General features: G+C 62.9%; 18 protein-coding genes. 6 read left to right on the plus strand and 12 right to left on the minus strand.

The window, feature by feature from the left end; all coding sequences use genetic code 11:
• Positions 1-32: 32 nt before the first annotated feature.
• The 3 genes from AAFN55_RS01860 to ureC form a co-directional block, all read right to left on the minus strand.
• Positions 33-572 (minus strand): hypothetical protein, encoded by a 540-nt coding sequence (locus AAFN55_RS01860; RefSeq protein WP_347800148.1) that lies wholly within the window; start codon positions 570-572, stop codon positions 33-35.
• 116 nt (positions 573-688) lie between these two features.
• Positions 689-985: a putative quinol monooxygenase gene (locus AAFN55_RS01865; RefSeq protein ID WP_347797190.1), complete on the minus strand. Its 297-nt coding sequence runs from the start codon at positions 983-985 to the stop codon at positions 689-691.
• A 28-nt stretch (positions 986-1013) separates the two neighbouring features.
• A complete protein-coding gene (gene ureC / locus AAFN55_RS01870; RefSeq protein ID WP_347797191.1) occupies positions 1014-2726 on the minus strand; it encodes an urease subunit alpha in 1713 nt (570 codons plus the stop codon).
• Between the two features lie 215 nt (positions 2727-2941).
• Here ureC and AAFN55_RS01875 point away from each other — a divergent pair, with 215 nt between their 5' ends.
• Both AAFN55_RS01875 and AAFN55_RS01880 read left to right on the plus strand, forming a co-directional pair.
• Positions 2942-3469: a hypothetical protein gene (locus tag AAFN55_RS01875; RefSeq protein WP_347797192.1), complete on the plus strand. Its 528-nt coding sequence runs from the start codon at positions 2942-2944 to the stop codon at positions 3467-3469.
• A gap of 183 nt (positions 3470-3652) precedes the next feature.
• Positions 3653-4156: a hypothetical protein gene (locus AAFN55_RS01880; RefSeq protein WP_347797193.1), complete on the plus strand. Its 504-nt coding sequence runs from the start codon at positions 3653-3655 to the stop codon at positions 4154-4156.
• Positions 4157-4219: 63 nt separating this feature from the next.
• Here AAFN55_RS01880 and AAFN55_RS01885 read toward each other — a convergent pair whose 3' ends face one another.
• From AAFN55_RS01885 to AAFN55_RS01900, 4 genes are read right to left on the minus strand one after another with little or no spacing between them, the layout of a single operon-like run.
• Entirely contained in the window at positions 4220-4525 is a 306-nt protein-coding gene (locus AAFN55_RS01885) for an urease subunit beta (protein WP_347797194.1), read from the minus strand.
• Positions 4526-4542: 17 nt separating this feature from the next.
• A complete protein-coding gene (locus AAFN55_RS01890) occupies positions 4543-5142 on the minus strand; it encodes a HupE/UreJ family protein (protein WP_347797195.1) in 600 nt (199 codons plus the stop codon).
• A gap of 44 nt (positions 5143-5186) precedes the next feature.
• The gene (locus tag AAFN55_RS01895; protein WP_347797196.1) at positions 5187-5489 is read right to left on the minus strand and encodes an urease subunit gamma; all 303 of its coding nucleotides are present in this window, start codon (positions 5487-5489) and stop codon (positions 5187-5189) included.
• Between the two features lie 18 nt (positions 5490-5507).
• Positions 5508-6347, minus strand: coding sequence for an urease accessory protein UreD (locus AAFN55_RS01900; protein WP_347797197.1), 840 nt, complete (start codon positions 6345-6347; stop codon positions 5508-5510).
• A 191-nt stretch (positions 6348-6538) separates the two neighbouring features.
• On the opposite strand from AAFN55_RS01900, the gene AAFN55_RS01905 reads away from it, so the two are divergent.
• The 3 genes from AAFN55_RS01905 (at position 6539) to AAFN55_RS01915 (ending at position 8849) form a co-directional block, all read left to right on the plus strand.
• Positions 6539-6793, plus strand: coding sequence for an acyl carrier protein (locus tag AAFN55_RS01905; RefSeq protein ID WP_347797198.1), 255 nt, complete (start codon positions 6539-6541; stop codon positions 6791-6793).
• Between the two features lies 1 nt (position 6794).
• Complete coding sequence (locus tag AAFN55_RS01910; RefSeq protein WP_347797199.1) at positions 6795-8012, plus strand: beta-ketoacyl-[acyl-carrier-protein] synthase family protein; 1218 nt, start codon at positions 6795-6797, stop codon at positions 8010-8012.
• 132 nt (positions 8013-8144) lie between these two features.
• Complete coding sequence (locus tag AAFN55_RS01915; protein ID WP_347797200.1) at positions 8145-8849, plus strand: glutathione S-transferase N-terminal domain-containing protein; 705 nt, start codon at positions 8145-8147, stop codon at positions 8847-8849.
• A gap of 7 nt (positions 8850-8856) precedes the next feature.
• Here AAFN55_RS01915 and AAFN55_RS01920 read toward each other — a convergent pair whose 3' ends face one another.
• From AAFN55_RS01920 to AAFN55_RS01935, 4 genes are read right to left on the minus strand one after another with little or no spacing between them, the layout of a single operon-like run.
• Positions 8857-9666: a metal ABC transporter permease gene (locus AAFN55_RS01920; RefSeq protein ID WP_347800149.1), complete on the minus strand. Its 810-nt coding sequence runs from the start codon at positions 9664-9666 to the stop codon at positions 8857-8859.
• A 14-nt stretch (positions 9667-9680) separates the two neighbouring features.
• Positions 9681-10541, minus strand: coding sequence for a metal ABC transporter permease (locus AAFN55_RS01925; RefSeq protein ID WP_347797201.1), 861 nt, complete (start codon positions 10539-10541; stop codon positions 9681-9683).
• The gene (locus tag AAFN55_RS01930; protein WP_347797202.1) at positions 10538-11449 is read right to left on the minus strand and encodes a manganese/iron ABC transporter ATP-binding protein; all 912 of its coding nucleotides are present in this window, start codon (positions 11447-11449) and stop codon (positions 10538-10540) included. The genes AAFN55_RS01925 and AAFN55_RS01930 overlap by 4 nt, the downstream gene beginning before the upstream one ends.
• Positions 11446-12339, minus strand: coding sequence for a metal ABC transporter substrate-binding protein (locus AAFN55_RS01935; protein ID WP_347797203.1), 894 nt, complete (start codon positions 12337-12339; stop codon positions 11446-11448). The genes AAFN55_RS01930 and AAFN55_RS01935 overlap by 4 nt, the downstream gene beginning before the upstream one ends.
• A 197-nt stretch (positions 12340-12536) precedes the next feature.
• On the opposite strand from AAFN55_RS01935, the gene AAFN55_RS01940 reads away from it, so the two are divergent.
• Entirely contained in the window at positions 12537-12968 is a 432-nt protein-coding gene (locus AAFN55_RS01940) for a Fur family transcriptional regulator (protein WP_347800150.1), read from the plus strand.
• 12 nt (positions 12969-12980) lie between these two features.
• Here the strand turns inward: AAFN55_RS01940 and AAFN55_RS01945 are convergent, their stop codons facing one another.
• On the minus strand, positions 12981-13946 hold the full coding sequence (locus AAFN55_RS01945) for an SGNH/GDSL hydrolase family protein (RefSeq protein ID WP_347797204.1): 966 nt from the start codon (positions 13944-13946) through the stop codon (positions 12981-12983).
• Between the last annotated feature and the right edge of the window lie 124 nt (positions 13947-14070).

Genomic DNA, 14070 nt, shown 5'->3' on the forward strand with positions numbered 1-14070 from the left:
GTGACGCGGATGACCGCACCAAGAGCGAATTGTCAGCCGATGGTTTCGAACAGCCGCAAAATCCATGAAACCTGATAAGCGAGTATCGCCACGACGATGACGACATGAAGCCGATGGTTGCGGCTCAGGGCCGCTGCCACGCAGAGCGCGACGAGAATCGGCGTTCGAATGAAATACTCGGTTCCGAAGCGCGCAAAATGGTCCTCGCCCTTGATCAGCGTATCGACCACATCGAACAGGTAGGTCGCGGCCAGAAGACTGAAGAACGAGCGTCGCCGCGCAAGGAAGAAATCCTCATAGCCTGAATAGTCGGCCATGGAATCGGGAAAGAGGAAAGCGCAGAGCAGGAAAAGCAATACCGCATAGGCGATGACGAAGAGGTACTTCTCGAAGGTCCAGTCCGTGATTTGGTAGAGCCCGAACTGCCACCACCAGAAGTGCACCAGCGTCAGCATGACCGAGCCGACCCACGCAAGATGGACGGGGTAGATCGGCACCTGCCCGGGATGCTGAAGTATCCGCGCCACGCCGGTAAGCAGCCGCGTCATCCCGAGGCCGATGACCATGCCCATGATGATGCGGATATGCGGAAAGGCCTGGTCGGGTGACGTTAGAGAGGGGTCCAAGTTCTGCGACTTTCTTCTTCAGGCACGACCGAAATCCCCCGGTATCGATCCGGAAGCATAGGCTAAAACGTCTCGACCTTCTCAGGATGCACGATCTCGATCGTGCGGGAGACGAGATACGGGGCGCTGGCATCGCGCCACGTGATGAGATGCGGCTGCTTGGAATGCGCCGTCAGCGCCTCACGGGTTTCCCAGCGCTCGACGAAAATCATCGTGTCGTCGTCCGTGATGCTGCCCAGCAGATCATAGGCGATGCAGCCATCCTCCTTGCGGGTCTCGGCGATGCAGGCCCTCGCGGGCGCGAGCAGATTGTCCCGCGAATCGGGCTTCAGCGTGAGCGTGGCGACGACGTAAATCATGAAGGTCCTCCCGTGAATCGACCACAGGCTAAAACAGAAAATACCGCTGCGCCATGGGAAGCACGGTCGCCGGTTCGCAGGTCAGCAATTCGCCGTCCGCGCGCACCTCGTAGGTCTCGGGGTCGACCTCGACATGCGGCATGGCGTCGTTGAGGATCATCGAGCGCTTGCCGATGCCGCCGCGCGTGTTCGACACCGCCACCATCGTCTTGTCGACGCCGAGTTTTGCCTGAAGACCGGCATCGAGCGCGGCTTGGCTGACGAAGGTGACCGAGGAATTCGTCATAGCCTTGCCGAATGCGCCGAACATCGGCCGCATATGGACCGGCTGGGGTGTCGGGATGGAGGCGTTGGGGTCGCCCATCGGTGCCGCCGCGATCATGCCGCCGATGAGGACCATGTCCGGTTTCACGCCGAAGAAGGCGGGGTTCCACAAAACGAGATCGGCGCGCTTGCCGACCTCGATCGAGCCGATCTCCTTCGACAGCCCATGCGCGATAGCCGGGTTGATCGTGTATTTCGCGATGTAGCGGCGGACGCGGACGTTGTCGTTGTCGCCGGTTTCCTGCGGAAGGCTCCCGCGCTGGCGTTTCATCTTGTCGGCGGTCTGCCATGTGCGGATGATGACCTCGCCGATGCGTCCCATGGCCTGGCTGTCGGACGAGATGATCGAGAACGCGCCCATGTCGTGCAGGATGTCTTCGGCTGCGATCGTCTCCTTGCGGATGCGGCTTTCGGCAAAGGCGATGTCTTCCGGGATCGACGGCGACAAATGATGGCAGACCATCAGCATGTCGAGATGCTCGGCGATCGTGTTGACCGTGTAGGGGCGCGTCGGATTGGTCGAGGACGGGATGACGTTCGGAAGCCCGCACACCTTGATGATGTCGGGCGCGTGCCCGCCGCCGGCACCTTCGGTGTGGAAGGCGTGGATCGTGCGATCCTTGAACGCTGCGACCGTGTTCTCGACGAACCCGCTCTCGTTCAGCGTGTCCGTATGGATCATCACCTGCACGTCGTATTCGTCGGCGACCGTGAGGCAGCAATCGATAGCGGCAGGCGTCGTCCCCCAGTCCTCGTGAAGCTTGAGCGCACAGGCGCCGCCGAGCACCATTTCTTCCAGTGCTGCCGGCAGCGACGCGTTGCCCTTGGCCGACAATCCTATGTTCATGGGGAAAGCGTCGAAGGACTGGATCATCCGGCCGATATGCCATGGCCCCGGCGTGCAGGTCGTTGCCAGCGTGCCGTGGGCGGGACCGGTGCCGCCGCCGAGCATGGTCGTCATCCCGGCCATCAGCGCCTCCTCGATCTGCTGCGGACAGATGAAATGGATATGCGCGTCGAAGCCGCCCGCGGTGAGGATCTTGCCCTCGCCGGCGATCGCCTCGGTTCCGGGGCCGACGATGATCGTCACTCCCGGCTGCGTATCGGGGTTGCCGGCCTTGCCGATGGCGTGGATACGACCGTCTCGCAAGCCGATATCGGCCTTGTAGATGCCTGTGTGGTCGACGATCAGGGCATTTGTGATGACGGTATCGACGGCGCCTTGCGCGCGCGAAACCTGACTTTGGCCCATGCCGTCGCGAATGACCTTGCCCCCGCCGAACTTCACCTCCTCGCCATAAGTGGTGAAATCCTTCTCCACCTCGATGAAGAGCTCGGTGTCGGCGAGGCGCACCTTGTCTCCCGTGGTCGGGCCGAACATTCGGGCGTAGGCGGTCCGCGAGATTCTGGCTGGCATCAGCTCATGTCCTGATTGATCGATGGATGGAACGAGCGCTTGAAGGCATGCGCCGCGCGGGTATCTGGCATGGGCACATTGCGGCCATGCAATGACCGCGAAATGACCACTGCCTGAATGAAACCGACCTGCCGTCCACGCATTGTGTGGGTGGCCGCCTCGACGCGGCACCTCCGAAATAAGGGACGAACCCGAACGGAACGAAAGGCAAGATCATGAAACGCATTATTGGCCTCACCACCGCCGCCCTGATGGGCGCCTCCATGATGGTTGCACCGGCCCTCGCCCAGACCGGCGACGGCGCAAGCGACCGCAACGTGCCTGCGCCGGGCATGAGCGAAAGCGCTCCGACGGCTCCCGGCACCGGTGGCACGGACACGATGAACGATGGCGCCGCTTCGACGATGCCGGATGTCGATACGAACACAACCGCAGCGATCGCTCCGACTTTCGACGGCGCTCTGACTGCGATCGATGGCAACTCCACCAGTGCGAAGTCCATCGAGACGATGACCGAAGTAAGCACGGTCAACATCATCAAGATCGATGAGCTGGAAGGCGCGGATGCTGCCGCCGTGGAGAGCGCCGTGTCGCAGAACGAAGAGGGTGTCAGCGAGCTGCGTTCCGCCATTGAGGCGAACACCGCTTTGAGCGGGCAGCTTGAGGCAGATGGCGTCGAGGCGTCTTCGGTCGTTGCTGCGCAGGTTGAAGCGGACGGCGCCGTCACCATCTACGTCATGTAGATTCGTCGCCCGTAACGGGTTATGTGGCGTGGGTTTCGACCTGCGCCACATTTCCGTGTTAGGAGACCGGCCTGACGCGAATGAGCCAGTCGATGCCCGTGAACGATTTGCCGATGGAGGAGTTGGGTGATCGTGGCTTCGATGAAACGGATGACCGACCCTGAGGGAAAGGGAGACTAACCTTTGTTCAATTCCATCGCGCGTGAAAACCCTGCCTGGCTGCACGCGACAGCTTTTGCCGCCTTCATGCTGATATCTGCGCCGAACGTCGCGACGACGCTTGCGCAAGGCCTCGATGCGGACGGTGCGATCGACACGATCGTGGGCTCCGACGTCACCACCGGTGAAGAAAACTCCGCCGCCGACGAAGGCCGGATTGTCGCGGCGATCGAAAACACGGCGGCCAACATTTCCGAGGTCCGCAAGAAATTCTCGCTCGATAAGGTCGAGATCGTCTTCCTGTCCGATCTTGGTGATGGGCAGACGCCGGTCGAGGCGAAGCTCGAGGAGCGCAAGGCCGACGTGACGGAACTGCAAAAGTCCATCGAGGGCAGTGCGATGTTCTATCACGCCGTCGATTCCCGTCAGATCCTTCTGCGCGACGTTGTTGCCCTGGAGTTCGACGATAACAACGGCGTCACGATTTTCGTGGCCGGCAGCGATCCTCAGCAGCCGAGCCCCGAATAACAGGCAAGGCTGGGAACGGGTGCGCGCGCGTCTTTCCCATGGCTTTGCAGTGGCGGCCATCCCTCAGAGCGATCCCATGACCTTCTGCTGGAAGCCGTAGACCGAACGCCGGCCCGAGAGCGGCACGAGCGTGACGTCCCGCTCCTGACCGGGCTCGAAGCGGACGGCTGTGCCGGCGGCGATATCGAGCCGCATGCCCCGGGCCTTGTCGCGGTCGAAGCGAAGGCCCTCATTCGTTTCATGGAAATGATAATGGCTGCCGACCTGTATCGGCCGGTCGCCGGTGTTGGCGACTTTCAGCGTGACGGTGGATGCGCCTGCGTTGAGTTCGATTTCGCCTGCGGCGGTGATGACTTCTCCAGGGATCATGCTCGCCTCCTCGATGTCTACGAGACCTGGCCGGCTACGATGAGCCACAGCCCGGCCAGAGTGGTGGCGCCGCCGGCGATCCTCGTCAGCAGGGAGCCGCTCTTGCGTGCGATGCTCCCGAAGCCGAGCCCGGCCGCGACGCCGCCAGCGTGCAGGCCTGCGGTCGCGAGTGCGAAGCCCGCCGCATAACCGATCGCCGTTGCGTCACCGATCTCGCCGCCATGGGCGTGGCCATGAAACAGCGCGAAAAAGCCGACCACCGCCATGCCGATGCCGACAGGCATGGGCAGCGCAAGCGCGACCAGCAGCCCCAGCGCCACCACGGACGCCAGAATTGCCGGTTCAACGAAGGGCAGCGCGACGCCGGCCGTCGAAAGGAGAAAGCCGATCGCCATCACGCCGACGAAGCTCGCCGGCACGGCCCAGATCGCGCGTCCGCCCAGCATCGTCGCCCACAGGCCGACGGCCAGCATCGCAAGCACGTGATCCACGCCGAAAAGCGGATGCGTGAAGCCGGCGGCGAAGGACCCGTGCTCGACGGGGTCGAGATGCGCGAAGGCCGGGCTCGCGCCTGCTATGGCCAGGACTGCGCCGAGAGCCAGGGTCTTTCTGATCATGTTCGCTTATTCCCTCTGAATTCTTTCGTTCGCTGGTGATGCCGCTAGCGGATCGGCTCATGGACCGTGACCAGCTTGGTGCCGTCCGGAAAGGTGGCCTCCACCTGCACGTCGTGAATCATCTCGGCGATGCCGTCCATCACCTGCTCGCGCGTTATGACGTGCGCGCCGGCCTCCATCAGGTCGGAGACGCTGCGTCCGTCGCGCGCGCCTTCCACGACATAGTCGGTGATCAGCGCGATCGCCTCCGGGTGGTTCAGCTTGACGCCGCGTTCCAACCGCTTGCGCGCCACGATCGCCGCCATCGCGATCAGAAGCTTGTCTTTTTCTCGTGGCGTCAGTTGCATGCCTGTCCGTGCCTCGCGCTACAATGACCAAGTTTTGGGCAGTCCTGCCCGCCCGTTGAGCAGTCGGACAAGCGGGATCAGCCGCGCGCGGAGGCTGTAGCTGTCCGCTGCCACCAGCCTCGCAAGAAGCTTGCCAGTTCCGCCCACCCTCCATGCCGAGACACCGCCCGCGTCGCCCAGGATGTGGCGCGCCGCGTCGAGATCGTGTTCCGCATCCGGGCCCACAAGAAGAAGTGTCGCGACGGCGCGCGCGCCACCCCCGACGGCGGGAATGGCAAGCTGCCTGGCGACATCGGGGCCGATCGAGAATGCCTCTGCATGGACGAGATGCCCGTCGACCCGAACGCGCCAACGGTCGCGAAACTCCGCAATATCGACGAATTCTCCCATGGCCTGACGGCCGAAGACGGTGGCTTCGAGCAGCAGCGCCGACCCGTCGCCGACGATGTCGACGTCCAGCGTTCGGCGGAATGCGGAGCGGTTATAGACGATCGTCTCCTGCGGCAGCCAGGCGACCCGCGCATTCGTACCGACGGATATCCGGCACGTGGCTTCAGCGTGCCCGCCGGCGCTGCGATAGACCTTCTCGCAGGCCTGGGTCGTCACGACCACGGAGGCCTCCCGTTCGGCCTCGATCGTCCAAGCGATTCGGTCGCCCCCCGTCAGCCCGCCGGCGGTGTTGATCAAAATGGCTTCCAGCGGATCGCCGGATGTCGTCGGAAGCCTGATCTTGGCAGCGCCTTCCTGGAACAGCCGCTCGATACGGGTCCGTCCGGAGCGCTGCCGGACGGCAAGCTCCCCATGGCCCGCAACGCGCTGCATTGCGGCATTCTGGATGCCCATTGGCGTGATCGTCATGATCGACTTCGATTCCCCGAGCCAAATACAAAGCAATGGGCATGCCAACACAGCGTACTTGCCTGGGGCGATTTGTCGGGATGGGCTTGTTGCATATGCCCGAATGGGTTCTTATACCTGCCGAGGAAGTGTGTTGAAGCAGGTCCCAATCAATTTCAGGACATGCATGCGTTATTTGGTTGGGGGTAGGAATGACCGACGAACTGGCTGCGAACATCATCGAAAAGATCAAGACGCATGCCAGTCCCGATGCCGGTCCCGTCACGTTGGAAACCGAACTGACAGAGCTTGGAATTCACTCGCTTGAACTGACGGAGATCATTTTCGACCTTGAAGACGAGTTCAACATCGAGATCGAGATGAACACGGTGGACGCCTGGTCCAACCTGTCCAATGTCGGGGATATCGTCGAAGCCGTGCGCACCTTGATTCAGCAAAAAGCCTGACATGGCAAAACCCAGGATCGTCATCACCGGTCTGGGCGGCATCTGCGCGCTCGGAACAGACGTGCCGAGCATCTGGGCATCCATGCGTGCCGGCACGTCGGCGATCGGCCCGATCACGACGACGCCGCTTCACGAACTGAAGGTCAAGACCGGCGCCGAGATCAAGCAGTTGCCGGATCACGGGCTCGAGCATCGCCGGCTCGTCACGATGGACCGTTTCAGCGTGCTGGCGATCATCGCCGCGCGCGAGGCCGCGAAACAGGCTGGACTGGTCATCGATGAGAGCAACACTGGCCGGGTCGGCGCTGTCATCGGTGCGGGCATTGCCGGCTGGGAAACGATCGAGGACAATTATCGCGGCATCCTGCTTGAGGGCAGGCCGCGCGCGAGCATCTTTTCGGTGCCGCGCGGCATGACCGGCGCGCCTGCGGGGCAGGTCAGCATGGATCTCGGCCTGCGCGGCCCGGTCTATGGCGTGACGTCTGCCTGTTCGACAGCCAACCATTCGATCGCGTCCGCCGCCGACCAGCTTCTGCTTGGCCGCGCCGAGGTGATGCTGGCGGGCGGCACGGAAGCGCCGCTGATCTGGGGCATCCTGAAAGCCTGGGAAGCCCTGCGCGTGCTCGCGAAGGACACATGCCGGCCGTTCTCGGCCGATCGCGAAGGGCTGGTCATAGGCGAGGGCGCGGGCGTTTTGGTCCTCGAAACGCTCGACCATGCGCTGGCGCGTGGCGCGACGATCATCGCGGAATATGCCGGCTCCGGAATGTCGGCGGATGCGACCGACATCGTCGCCCCCACGGTCGAAGGTCCGACGGCCGCCATGATCAACTGCCTGGCCGATGCGGGGCTGAAGCCCGAGGACGTCGATTACGTCAACGCGCACGGCACAGGCACCAAGGCGAACGACCAGATCGAGACGCAGGCGATCCGCCGCGCATTCGGTCCCGCCGCCGACCGGCTCTCGGTCTCGTCGACGAAATCGATGCATGGGCACTGCTTCGGCGCGACGGCCGCGATCGAGCTGATCGCCTGCGTGAAGTCGATCACCGACGGCATCGTGCCGCCGACCGCGAACTACCGCGTGCCCGATCCGACCTGCGATCTCGACGTGACGCCGAACGAGGCACGTCACCGCGAGGTTCGCGCGGCGCTCAGTAACGCGTTTGCGTTCGGCGGCACCAATTCGACCGTCGCCGTGAAGGCCTATCGGCCTTAACCGAACGTCCCTTCCGTGCGGACACTGCGTGCGCTTTTCCGTGTCTTGCCTCCGGCATTCGGATCGCTATCTGTCTGGGACCTTTCTATCCTGCCGCCCCTCCTGCGGCAGCGTCATCCCAGAGGCCAACACATGACCGATCTTTCGCGCTTCCCCATCGCCGCACGCTGGCCCGCACAGGACCCGTCAAAGCTCCAGCTCTATTCGTTTCCGACGCCGAACGGCGTGAAGATATCGATCGCGCTGGAGGAGATGGGACTGCCTTACGAGGCTCATGCGGTCGATATCACCAAGAACGAGACCTGGAACGACGACTTCCTGTCGCTCAATCCCAACGGCAAGATCCCCGCGATCATCGATCCCGATGGTCCGGGCGGCAAACCGCTGCCGCTCTTCGAATCCGGTGCGATCCTCGTCTATCTGGCCGAGAAGACCGGCAAGCTCCTGCCGGCCGATGCGGCGCTGCGCTACGAGACGATCCAGTGGGTCTTCTTCCAGATGGGCGGCATCGGTCCGATGTTCGGGCAGCTCGGCTTCTTCTACAAATTTGCCGGCAAGGCCATCGAGGACAAGCGCCCGCTGGAGCGCTACGCCAACGAATCCAAGCGGCTTCTGGGCGTGCTCGAAGCGCGCTTGACGGATCGCCAGTGGATCATGGGTGACGACTATACCATCGCCGACGTCGCGATCTTCCCATGGGTGCGCGCAATCAAGGTGTTCTACGGCGCGGACGAGTTGCTGGGTCTTCAGAACTTCCCCAGGACGTTTGCCTGGGTCGAGCGCTGCACCGCCCGCCCTGCAAGCGAAAAGGGCCTCACCATACCGCCACGCGGATAAAAACGGCCTATGGCGCGGTCGCGACGGTTCGAAACCGCGATCGCGCAAACGCCGCGACGAAGACCAGCGACATCAGCACCACGATCGTCGGCGCCGGCGCACTGTTCAGGAAGAAGGACAGGTAGACGCCGGCGAAGGCGCAGACGACCGCAACCGCGATCGACACGGCCAGCATGGCATCGAACCGCCGCGTCAGCAGGAAGGCGATCGCGCCCGGTGCGATGAGCAAAGCGATAGCGAGGATGATGCCGACGGCGGTCAACGCCCCGACGATCGTGAGCGAAAGCACTGCCAGAAGACCATAGTGATAGAACCGGACCGGCAGCCCGATCGCCCGCGCATGCTGCGCATCGAAGGCGTGCAGCAGCAGGTCGCGGCGCAGCAGTCCAACGAACGCGATCGCGACAAGCGCGATGAGCCCGGTTTCGGCGATATCGCCCCATGTGACGCCCAGCATGTCGCCGAACAGGATGTGGTCGAGATGCAGTTCCGTCTCAATCATCGAGAACAGCACGATTCCCAGCCCGAACATGCCGGAGAAGACGACGCCCATGACCGTGTCTTCCTTGACGCGGCTGTTTTCCTTGAGGAAGCCGGTCGCGAGCGCGCAGATCATGCCGGCGGTGAACGCGCCGATGGCAAGCGGGATGCCGATCACATAGGCGATCACGACGCCGGGCAGCACCGCATGGCTGATCGCATCGCCCATCAGGGACCATCCCTTCAGCACCAGGAACGGCGAGATCATCCCCATGGGAAGCGCAACGAGCACCGCGATGATCAGCGCCTGCTGCATGAACGGAAACTGCAAGGGCATGAGCAGCGTTTCGATCACGACACATCCTCCAGAGCGAGCTTTGCCTGCCGTCTCGCGGCGAAATAGCCGTGCTTGGGCGCGAGGAAGAAAGCGGTCAGGAACACCAGCGTCTGGAGCACGACGATGATGCCGCCGGTCGCGCCGTCGATGAAATAGCTCGCATAGGCGCCGACGAAGCTCGACACCGTCCCGATCGCCACGCTGATGACGATCAGCCTCGGAAAGCGGTCGGTGAGCAGGTATGCGGTCGCGCCGGGCGTGACGACCATCGCGATCACGAGGAACGCGCCCACCGTCTGCAAGGCTGCGACCGTCGACGCGGACAGCAGCGTGAAGAACAGGATGCGCAGGAGCCCGGGACGCAGTCCGATCGAGCGGGCATGGTTCTCATCGAAGAAGGTCACCATCAGATCCTTCCACTTGACGATCAGGATGGCGAGCGAGATGCCGGCGATGAGCACGAGCTGAAGCGTGTCGGCCGGTGTGATGGCCAGGATGTTGCCGAGCACGATGGTCTGCACGTTCACCGATGTCGGCGACAGCGACACCATAAACAGCCCGAGACCGAAGAACGAGGTGAAGATCAGGCCGATCACCGCATCCTCGCGCAGCTTCGTTTGCTGGGTGAGAAACAGCATCGCGCCTGCCGCGAGCCCGCCCGACAGGAACGCGCCGAGCGCGAAGGGAAGGCCGAGCATGTAGGCTCCCGCAACGCCGGGCACGATCGCGTGGCTGAGCGCGTCGCCGATCAGCGACCAGCCCTTGAGCATCAGATAGGCGGAGAGAAAGGCGCAGACCGCGCCGACCAGCGCCGACACCCACATGGCGTTGACCATGTAGCCGTAACCGAAGGGTTCGAGGAGCGTGGCGATCATTCATCGGCCTTCGGCGACGGTCCGCTGGAAGAATGCGCCTGGTCGCCATAGAGCACGAAGGGGCGCTCGTCGTCGGTCAGGACGGTCACTTCGCGCGCGTCCTCGTCATCATGAAGGGCGGCACCCCCGAGAACGAAATGCCGCAACACGCCGCCGAACGCGCGCTCCAGATTGGCGCGTGTGAACACCTCATGCGTCAGCCCCGACGCCAGAACGGTAAGGTCGAGCAGGATCGCGCGGTCGCAGAACTCCGGCACGCTTCCCAGATTGTGGGTGGATACCAGCATGACGCGGCCTTCGTCGCGCAGCGTGCCCAAAAGCGCGATGATCGCTTCCTCGGTGTTGACGTCCACTCCGGTGAAGGGCTCGTCGAGCAGGATCACCTGCCCTTCCTGCGCCAGCGCGCGCGCCAGGAAGACGCGCTTTTTCTGGCCGCCGGACAGTTCGCCGATCTGGCGTTTGCGGTAATCGACCATGCCAACGCGCTGAAGCGCCTGGTCGACCAGCTCGCGGTCGTGCGCCGACGCGATGCGCATGAAGTTCATGTGGCCGTAGCGGCCCATCATCACCACGTCTTCGACGAGGATCGGGAAATTCCAGTCGACTTCCTCGGCTTGCGGCACGTAGGCGACGACGTTGCGCTTGAGCGCGCGTCCGGCAGGCTGGCCCATGATCGAAACGCTGCCGCGCGCCAGCGGCACGAACCCCATGATCGCCTTGAACAAGGTGGACTTGCCGCTGCCGTTCACGCCGACGAGTGCGGTGATCGTGCCGCGCGGGATCGAAAAGCTCGCATCGGTCAGCGCCGTCTGGCCATTGCGATAGGTGACCGTGACATGATCGACATGAAGGCCGGCGCTTGATGCGCCCGCCTCCGATGCGACCTGACGTTTTGCGTCGATGTTCATTCGGCGAGCCCCGCTGCGATGGTCCGGGCTGTCGTCTTGAGAAGATCCAGATAGGTCGGGACGGGGCCGTCCGCGTCGCTGAGCGAGTCGACATAGAGAACGCCGCCATATTTGGCGCCCGTCTCGCGTGCGACCTGCTGGGCGGGATTGGCTGAAACCGTGCTCTCGCTGAAGATTGCCGGGATGGAATGCTCGCGCATCTGGTCGATGACCTTGCGGATCTGCTGCGGAGTGCCCTGGCTGTCGGCGTTGATCGGCCAGAGATAGAGTTCACGCAGGCCGAAATCGCGCGCCAGATAGCTGAAAGCGCCCTCGCTGGTGACGAGCCAGCGGCGTTCTTCCGGGATGCTCTCCAACGTCTGGCGAATGGGCGCGATCTCGGCCTCGATCTGCGCGGAATAGGCTGCGGCGTTTGTAGCGTAGATGTCCGCGTTGGCCGGATCGACCTCGGCAAGGGCCGCGCGGATGTTCTCCACATAGACGAGCACGTCGGTGGGGGACATCCATGCATGCGGGTTCGGCTTGCCGGAATAGGGTCCTTCGCGAATGCCCATCGGTTCGACGCCGTCACTGACCACGACGCTCGGCACGTCGCGCAGGTTGCGGAAGAAGCGCTCGAACCATTGCTCGAGATTAAGCCCGTTCCAGAGGATGAGGTCTGCGTCCTGCGCCTTGAGGATATCGCCCGGCGTCGGCTGGTAATTGTGGATCTCGGCATCGACCCGCGTGATGGATTCCACGTCCGCCGCCTCGCCGGCGACGTTGCGCGCAATGTCGGCGATGACGGTGAACGTCGTCACGACCTTGATCTTGCCTTCGGAGGTCTGGGCTGAAGCGGGGAGGGTGGCGAGAAACAGCGTAGCGATGACGGCAAGCGACTTGAAGATCATGCGGGCTCCGGTTGGTGGGCATCTTGGAGATACGATGCATTGTCTAGCGGAGTTCCTTGTTGGCGTCAATGCAATTGCAAATCGTTTGCAACTGGAGTGTTATCTGACGATGCCGCCGGATGTCGGACGCGCATATGAGCATTGGAACCGGCGCATCCGTCTTTGCAACGCATTCGCAACTGACGCATAGTCCGGCGATGAACGAGACTGTGATTCCGAAGCCCGACTATGAGGCCGAACTGCGCACATCGGGGGTACGCATCACGCGCCCGCGCCGTGTCATCCTGGGCATCCTCTCAGATGCGGGTGATCACCCCGACGCGCTCGAGATATTCAAGCGCGCGGTCGCGATCGATTCCAGCATCTCGCTGTCGACCGTCTATCGGACGATGAAGCTGCTGGAAGGGATCGGCGCCATTCACCGCCATGCCTTCGAAGGTGGCCCGTCGCGTTTCGAACCGGCCATTGGTGATCACCATGATCACCTGATCGACATCGAGACCGGGGACGTGATCGAGTTCCATTCGGAAAAGATCGAGGAGTTGCAGCAGGAGATCGCGCGCTCGCTCGGCTATGACATCGTGCATCATCGGCTGGAGCTGTACGGCCGCAAGCGACGGAAGCGATAGCTGCCTGGCGCGTTACTGCGTCGGGGCCATCTCTACGAGTCGCTTTGTGATCGCGGCGCTGATCGCGTGGTTGCCTGCTTCGCGAAAGTGGGTGCCGTCCGAGTAAAGGCGTCCAACGTAGGGATCCATGCGCCATTCGTCGTCGAGGCGGATCACCGGAATGGCAAGCGTGCCGAGCATCACCATGAAGCGATCGCGGTGATCGAAGTAATCGGTGAAAAACACGCCGTCCGGCGGTGCAATCTCCCAGAGGCCGGGAACATAGAGCACCAGGGGCTGCGCGCCGGAATCTTGAATGTCACGGATCAGCGCCGTGAAATGCTCCATGTTCGTCTGGAACATGTCATCGCTTCCGACGGAGCTTTCCGGCTCGGTCGTCTGCGACATGCGCAGCGTGGATGCCACGCGGGGCATCACATAGCGTGTCAAAACCTGCCCGGTCGCCGTCAACGGCTTCCGGTCAGGCATTGCGGGGCTTTTGCCCACCATCTCATCCGTGCTCGTTGGCTGAAGCAGGTCAGCCGAACCGATCTGCACGATGACGATCGCGCTTCCGAAGATGCCGTGCTTTTCCGTGTAGGCACGCAGATTGCCGATCCCCCAGGAGGGCGCGGATGCGTTGGCGACCTCGACGTTCCAGCCGATCTTCTGGAGCGAGGAACGCACGATTTCGGGATAAGTCAGCCTCTGATCGAGAGTCGCTATGCCGAACGTGATCGAGTCGCCGAGAAAGAGGATGCGAACTGTGTCGCTTTCTGGCTGCTCGACCAGCTCGTCGGAGCGCTGATGATATTTGTTGATGCGGACACGTGCGCCGAAGCGCACCAGATCCTGCTCGGCGGCCATGAGATAGCCGATGGCGGGATCGCCCGTATAAAGCGGCGGCGAAGCCATGCCCAACTGTCTCAGCACGAGTTCTGCGAGAAGCGCGACGCCGACGACACCCGCCAGCGCACGACCAGGCGACGGCAGCTTCATCGCTGTCCCCGTCCGGCTGCCCCCGCTATGCTGATGTCGCTGCGGATCCGGAGTTTCGCAGCGAATGTCCGTGGTCTCATTCCAAAGCCCCCTCTCGGCCCAATCGCGATCAGAGAGTTTAGCC

The sequence above is a fragment of the Mesorhizobium sp. CAU 1732 genome (genome assembly GCF_039888675.1).
Lineage (GTDB): Bacteria > Pseudomonadota > Alphaproteobacteria > Rhizobiales > Rhizobiaceae > Aerobium.

Coding starts and splice junctions, on each gene's coding strand:
- AAFN55_RS01900 (WP_347797197.1), bottom strand. CDS start 6,347: ATGACGATCACGCCAATGGGCATCCAGAATGCCGCAATGCAGCGCGTT.
- AAFN55_RS01930 (WP_347797202.1), bottom strand. CDS start 11,449: ATGAACATCGACGCAAAACGTCAGGTCGCATCGGAGGCGGGCGCATCA.
- AAFN55_RS01860 (WP_347800148.1), bottom strand. CDS start 572: ATGGGCATGGTCATCGGCCTCGGGATGACGCGGCTGCTTACCGGCGTG.
- AAFN55_RS01865 (WP_347797190.1), bottom strand. CDS start 985: ATGATTTACGTCGTCGCCACGCTCACGCTGAAGCCCGATTCGCGGGAC.
- AAFN55_RS01905 (WP_347797198.1), top strand. CDS start 6,539: ATGACCGACGAACTGGCTGCGAACATCATCGAAAAGATCAAGACGCAT.
- AAFN55_RS01890 (WP_347797195.1), bottom strand. CDS start 5,142: ATGATCAGAAAGACCCTGGCTCTCGGCGCAGTCCTGGCCATAGCAGGC.
- AAFN55_RS01945 (WP_347797204.1), bottom strand. CDS start 13,946: ATGAAGCTGCCGTCGCCTGGTCGTGCGCTGGCGGGTGTCGTCGGCGTC.
- AAFN55_RS01885 (WP_347797194.1), bottom strand. CDS start 4,525: ATGATCCCTGGAGAAGTCATCACCGCCGCAGGCGAAATCGAACTCAAC.
- AAFN55_RS01910 (WP_347797199.1), top strand. CDS start 6,795: ATGGCAAAACCCAGGATCGTCATCACCGGTCTGGGCGGCATCTGCGCG.
- AAFN55_RS01940 (WP_347800150.1), top strand. CDS start 12,537: ATGAACGAGACTGTGATTCCGAAGCCCGACTATGAGGCCGAACTGCGC.
- ureC (WP_347797191.1), bottom strand. CDS start 2,726: ATGCCAGCCAGAATCTCGCGGACCGCCTACGCCCGAATGTTCGGCCCG.
- AAFN55_RS01915 (WP_347797200.1), top strand. CDS start 8,145: ATGACCGATCTTTCGCGCTTCCCCATCGCCGCACGCTGGCCCGCACAG.
- AAFN55_RS01920 (WP_347800149.1), bottom strand. CDS start 9,666: ATGCCCTTGCAGTTTCCGTTCATGCAGCAGGCGCTGATCATCGCGGTG.
- AAFN55_RS01925 (WP_347797201.1), bottom strand. CDS start 10,541: ATGATCGCCACGCTCCTCGAACCCTTCGGTTACGGCTACATGGTCAAC.
- AAFN55_RS01895 (WP_347797196.1), bottom strand. CDS start 5,489: ATGCAACTGACGCCACGAGAAAAAGACAAGCTTCTGATCGCGATGGCG.
- AAFN55_RS01875 (WP_347797192.1), top strand. CDS start 2,942: ATGAAACGCATTATTGGCCTCACCACCGCCGCCCTGATGGGCGCCTCC.
- AAFN55_RS01935 (WP_347797203.1), bottom strand. CDS start 12,339: ATGATCTTCAAGTCGCTTGCCGTCATCGCTACGCTGTTTCTCGCCACC.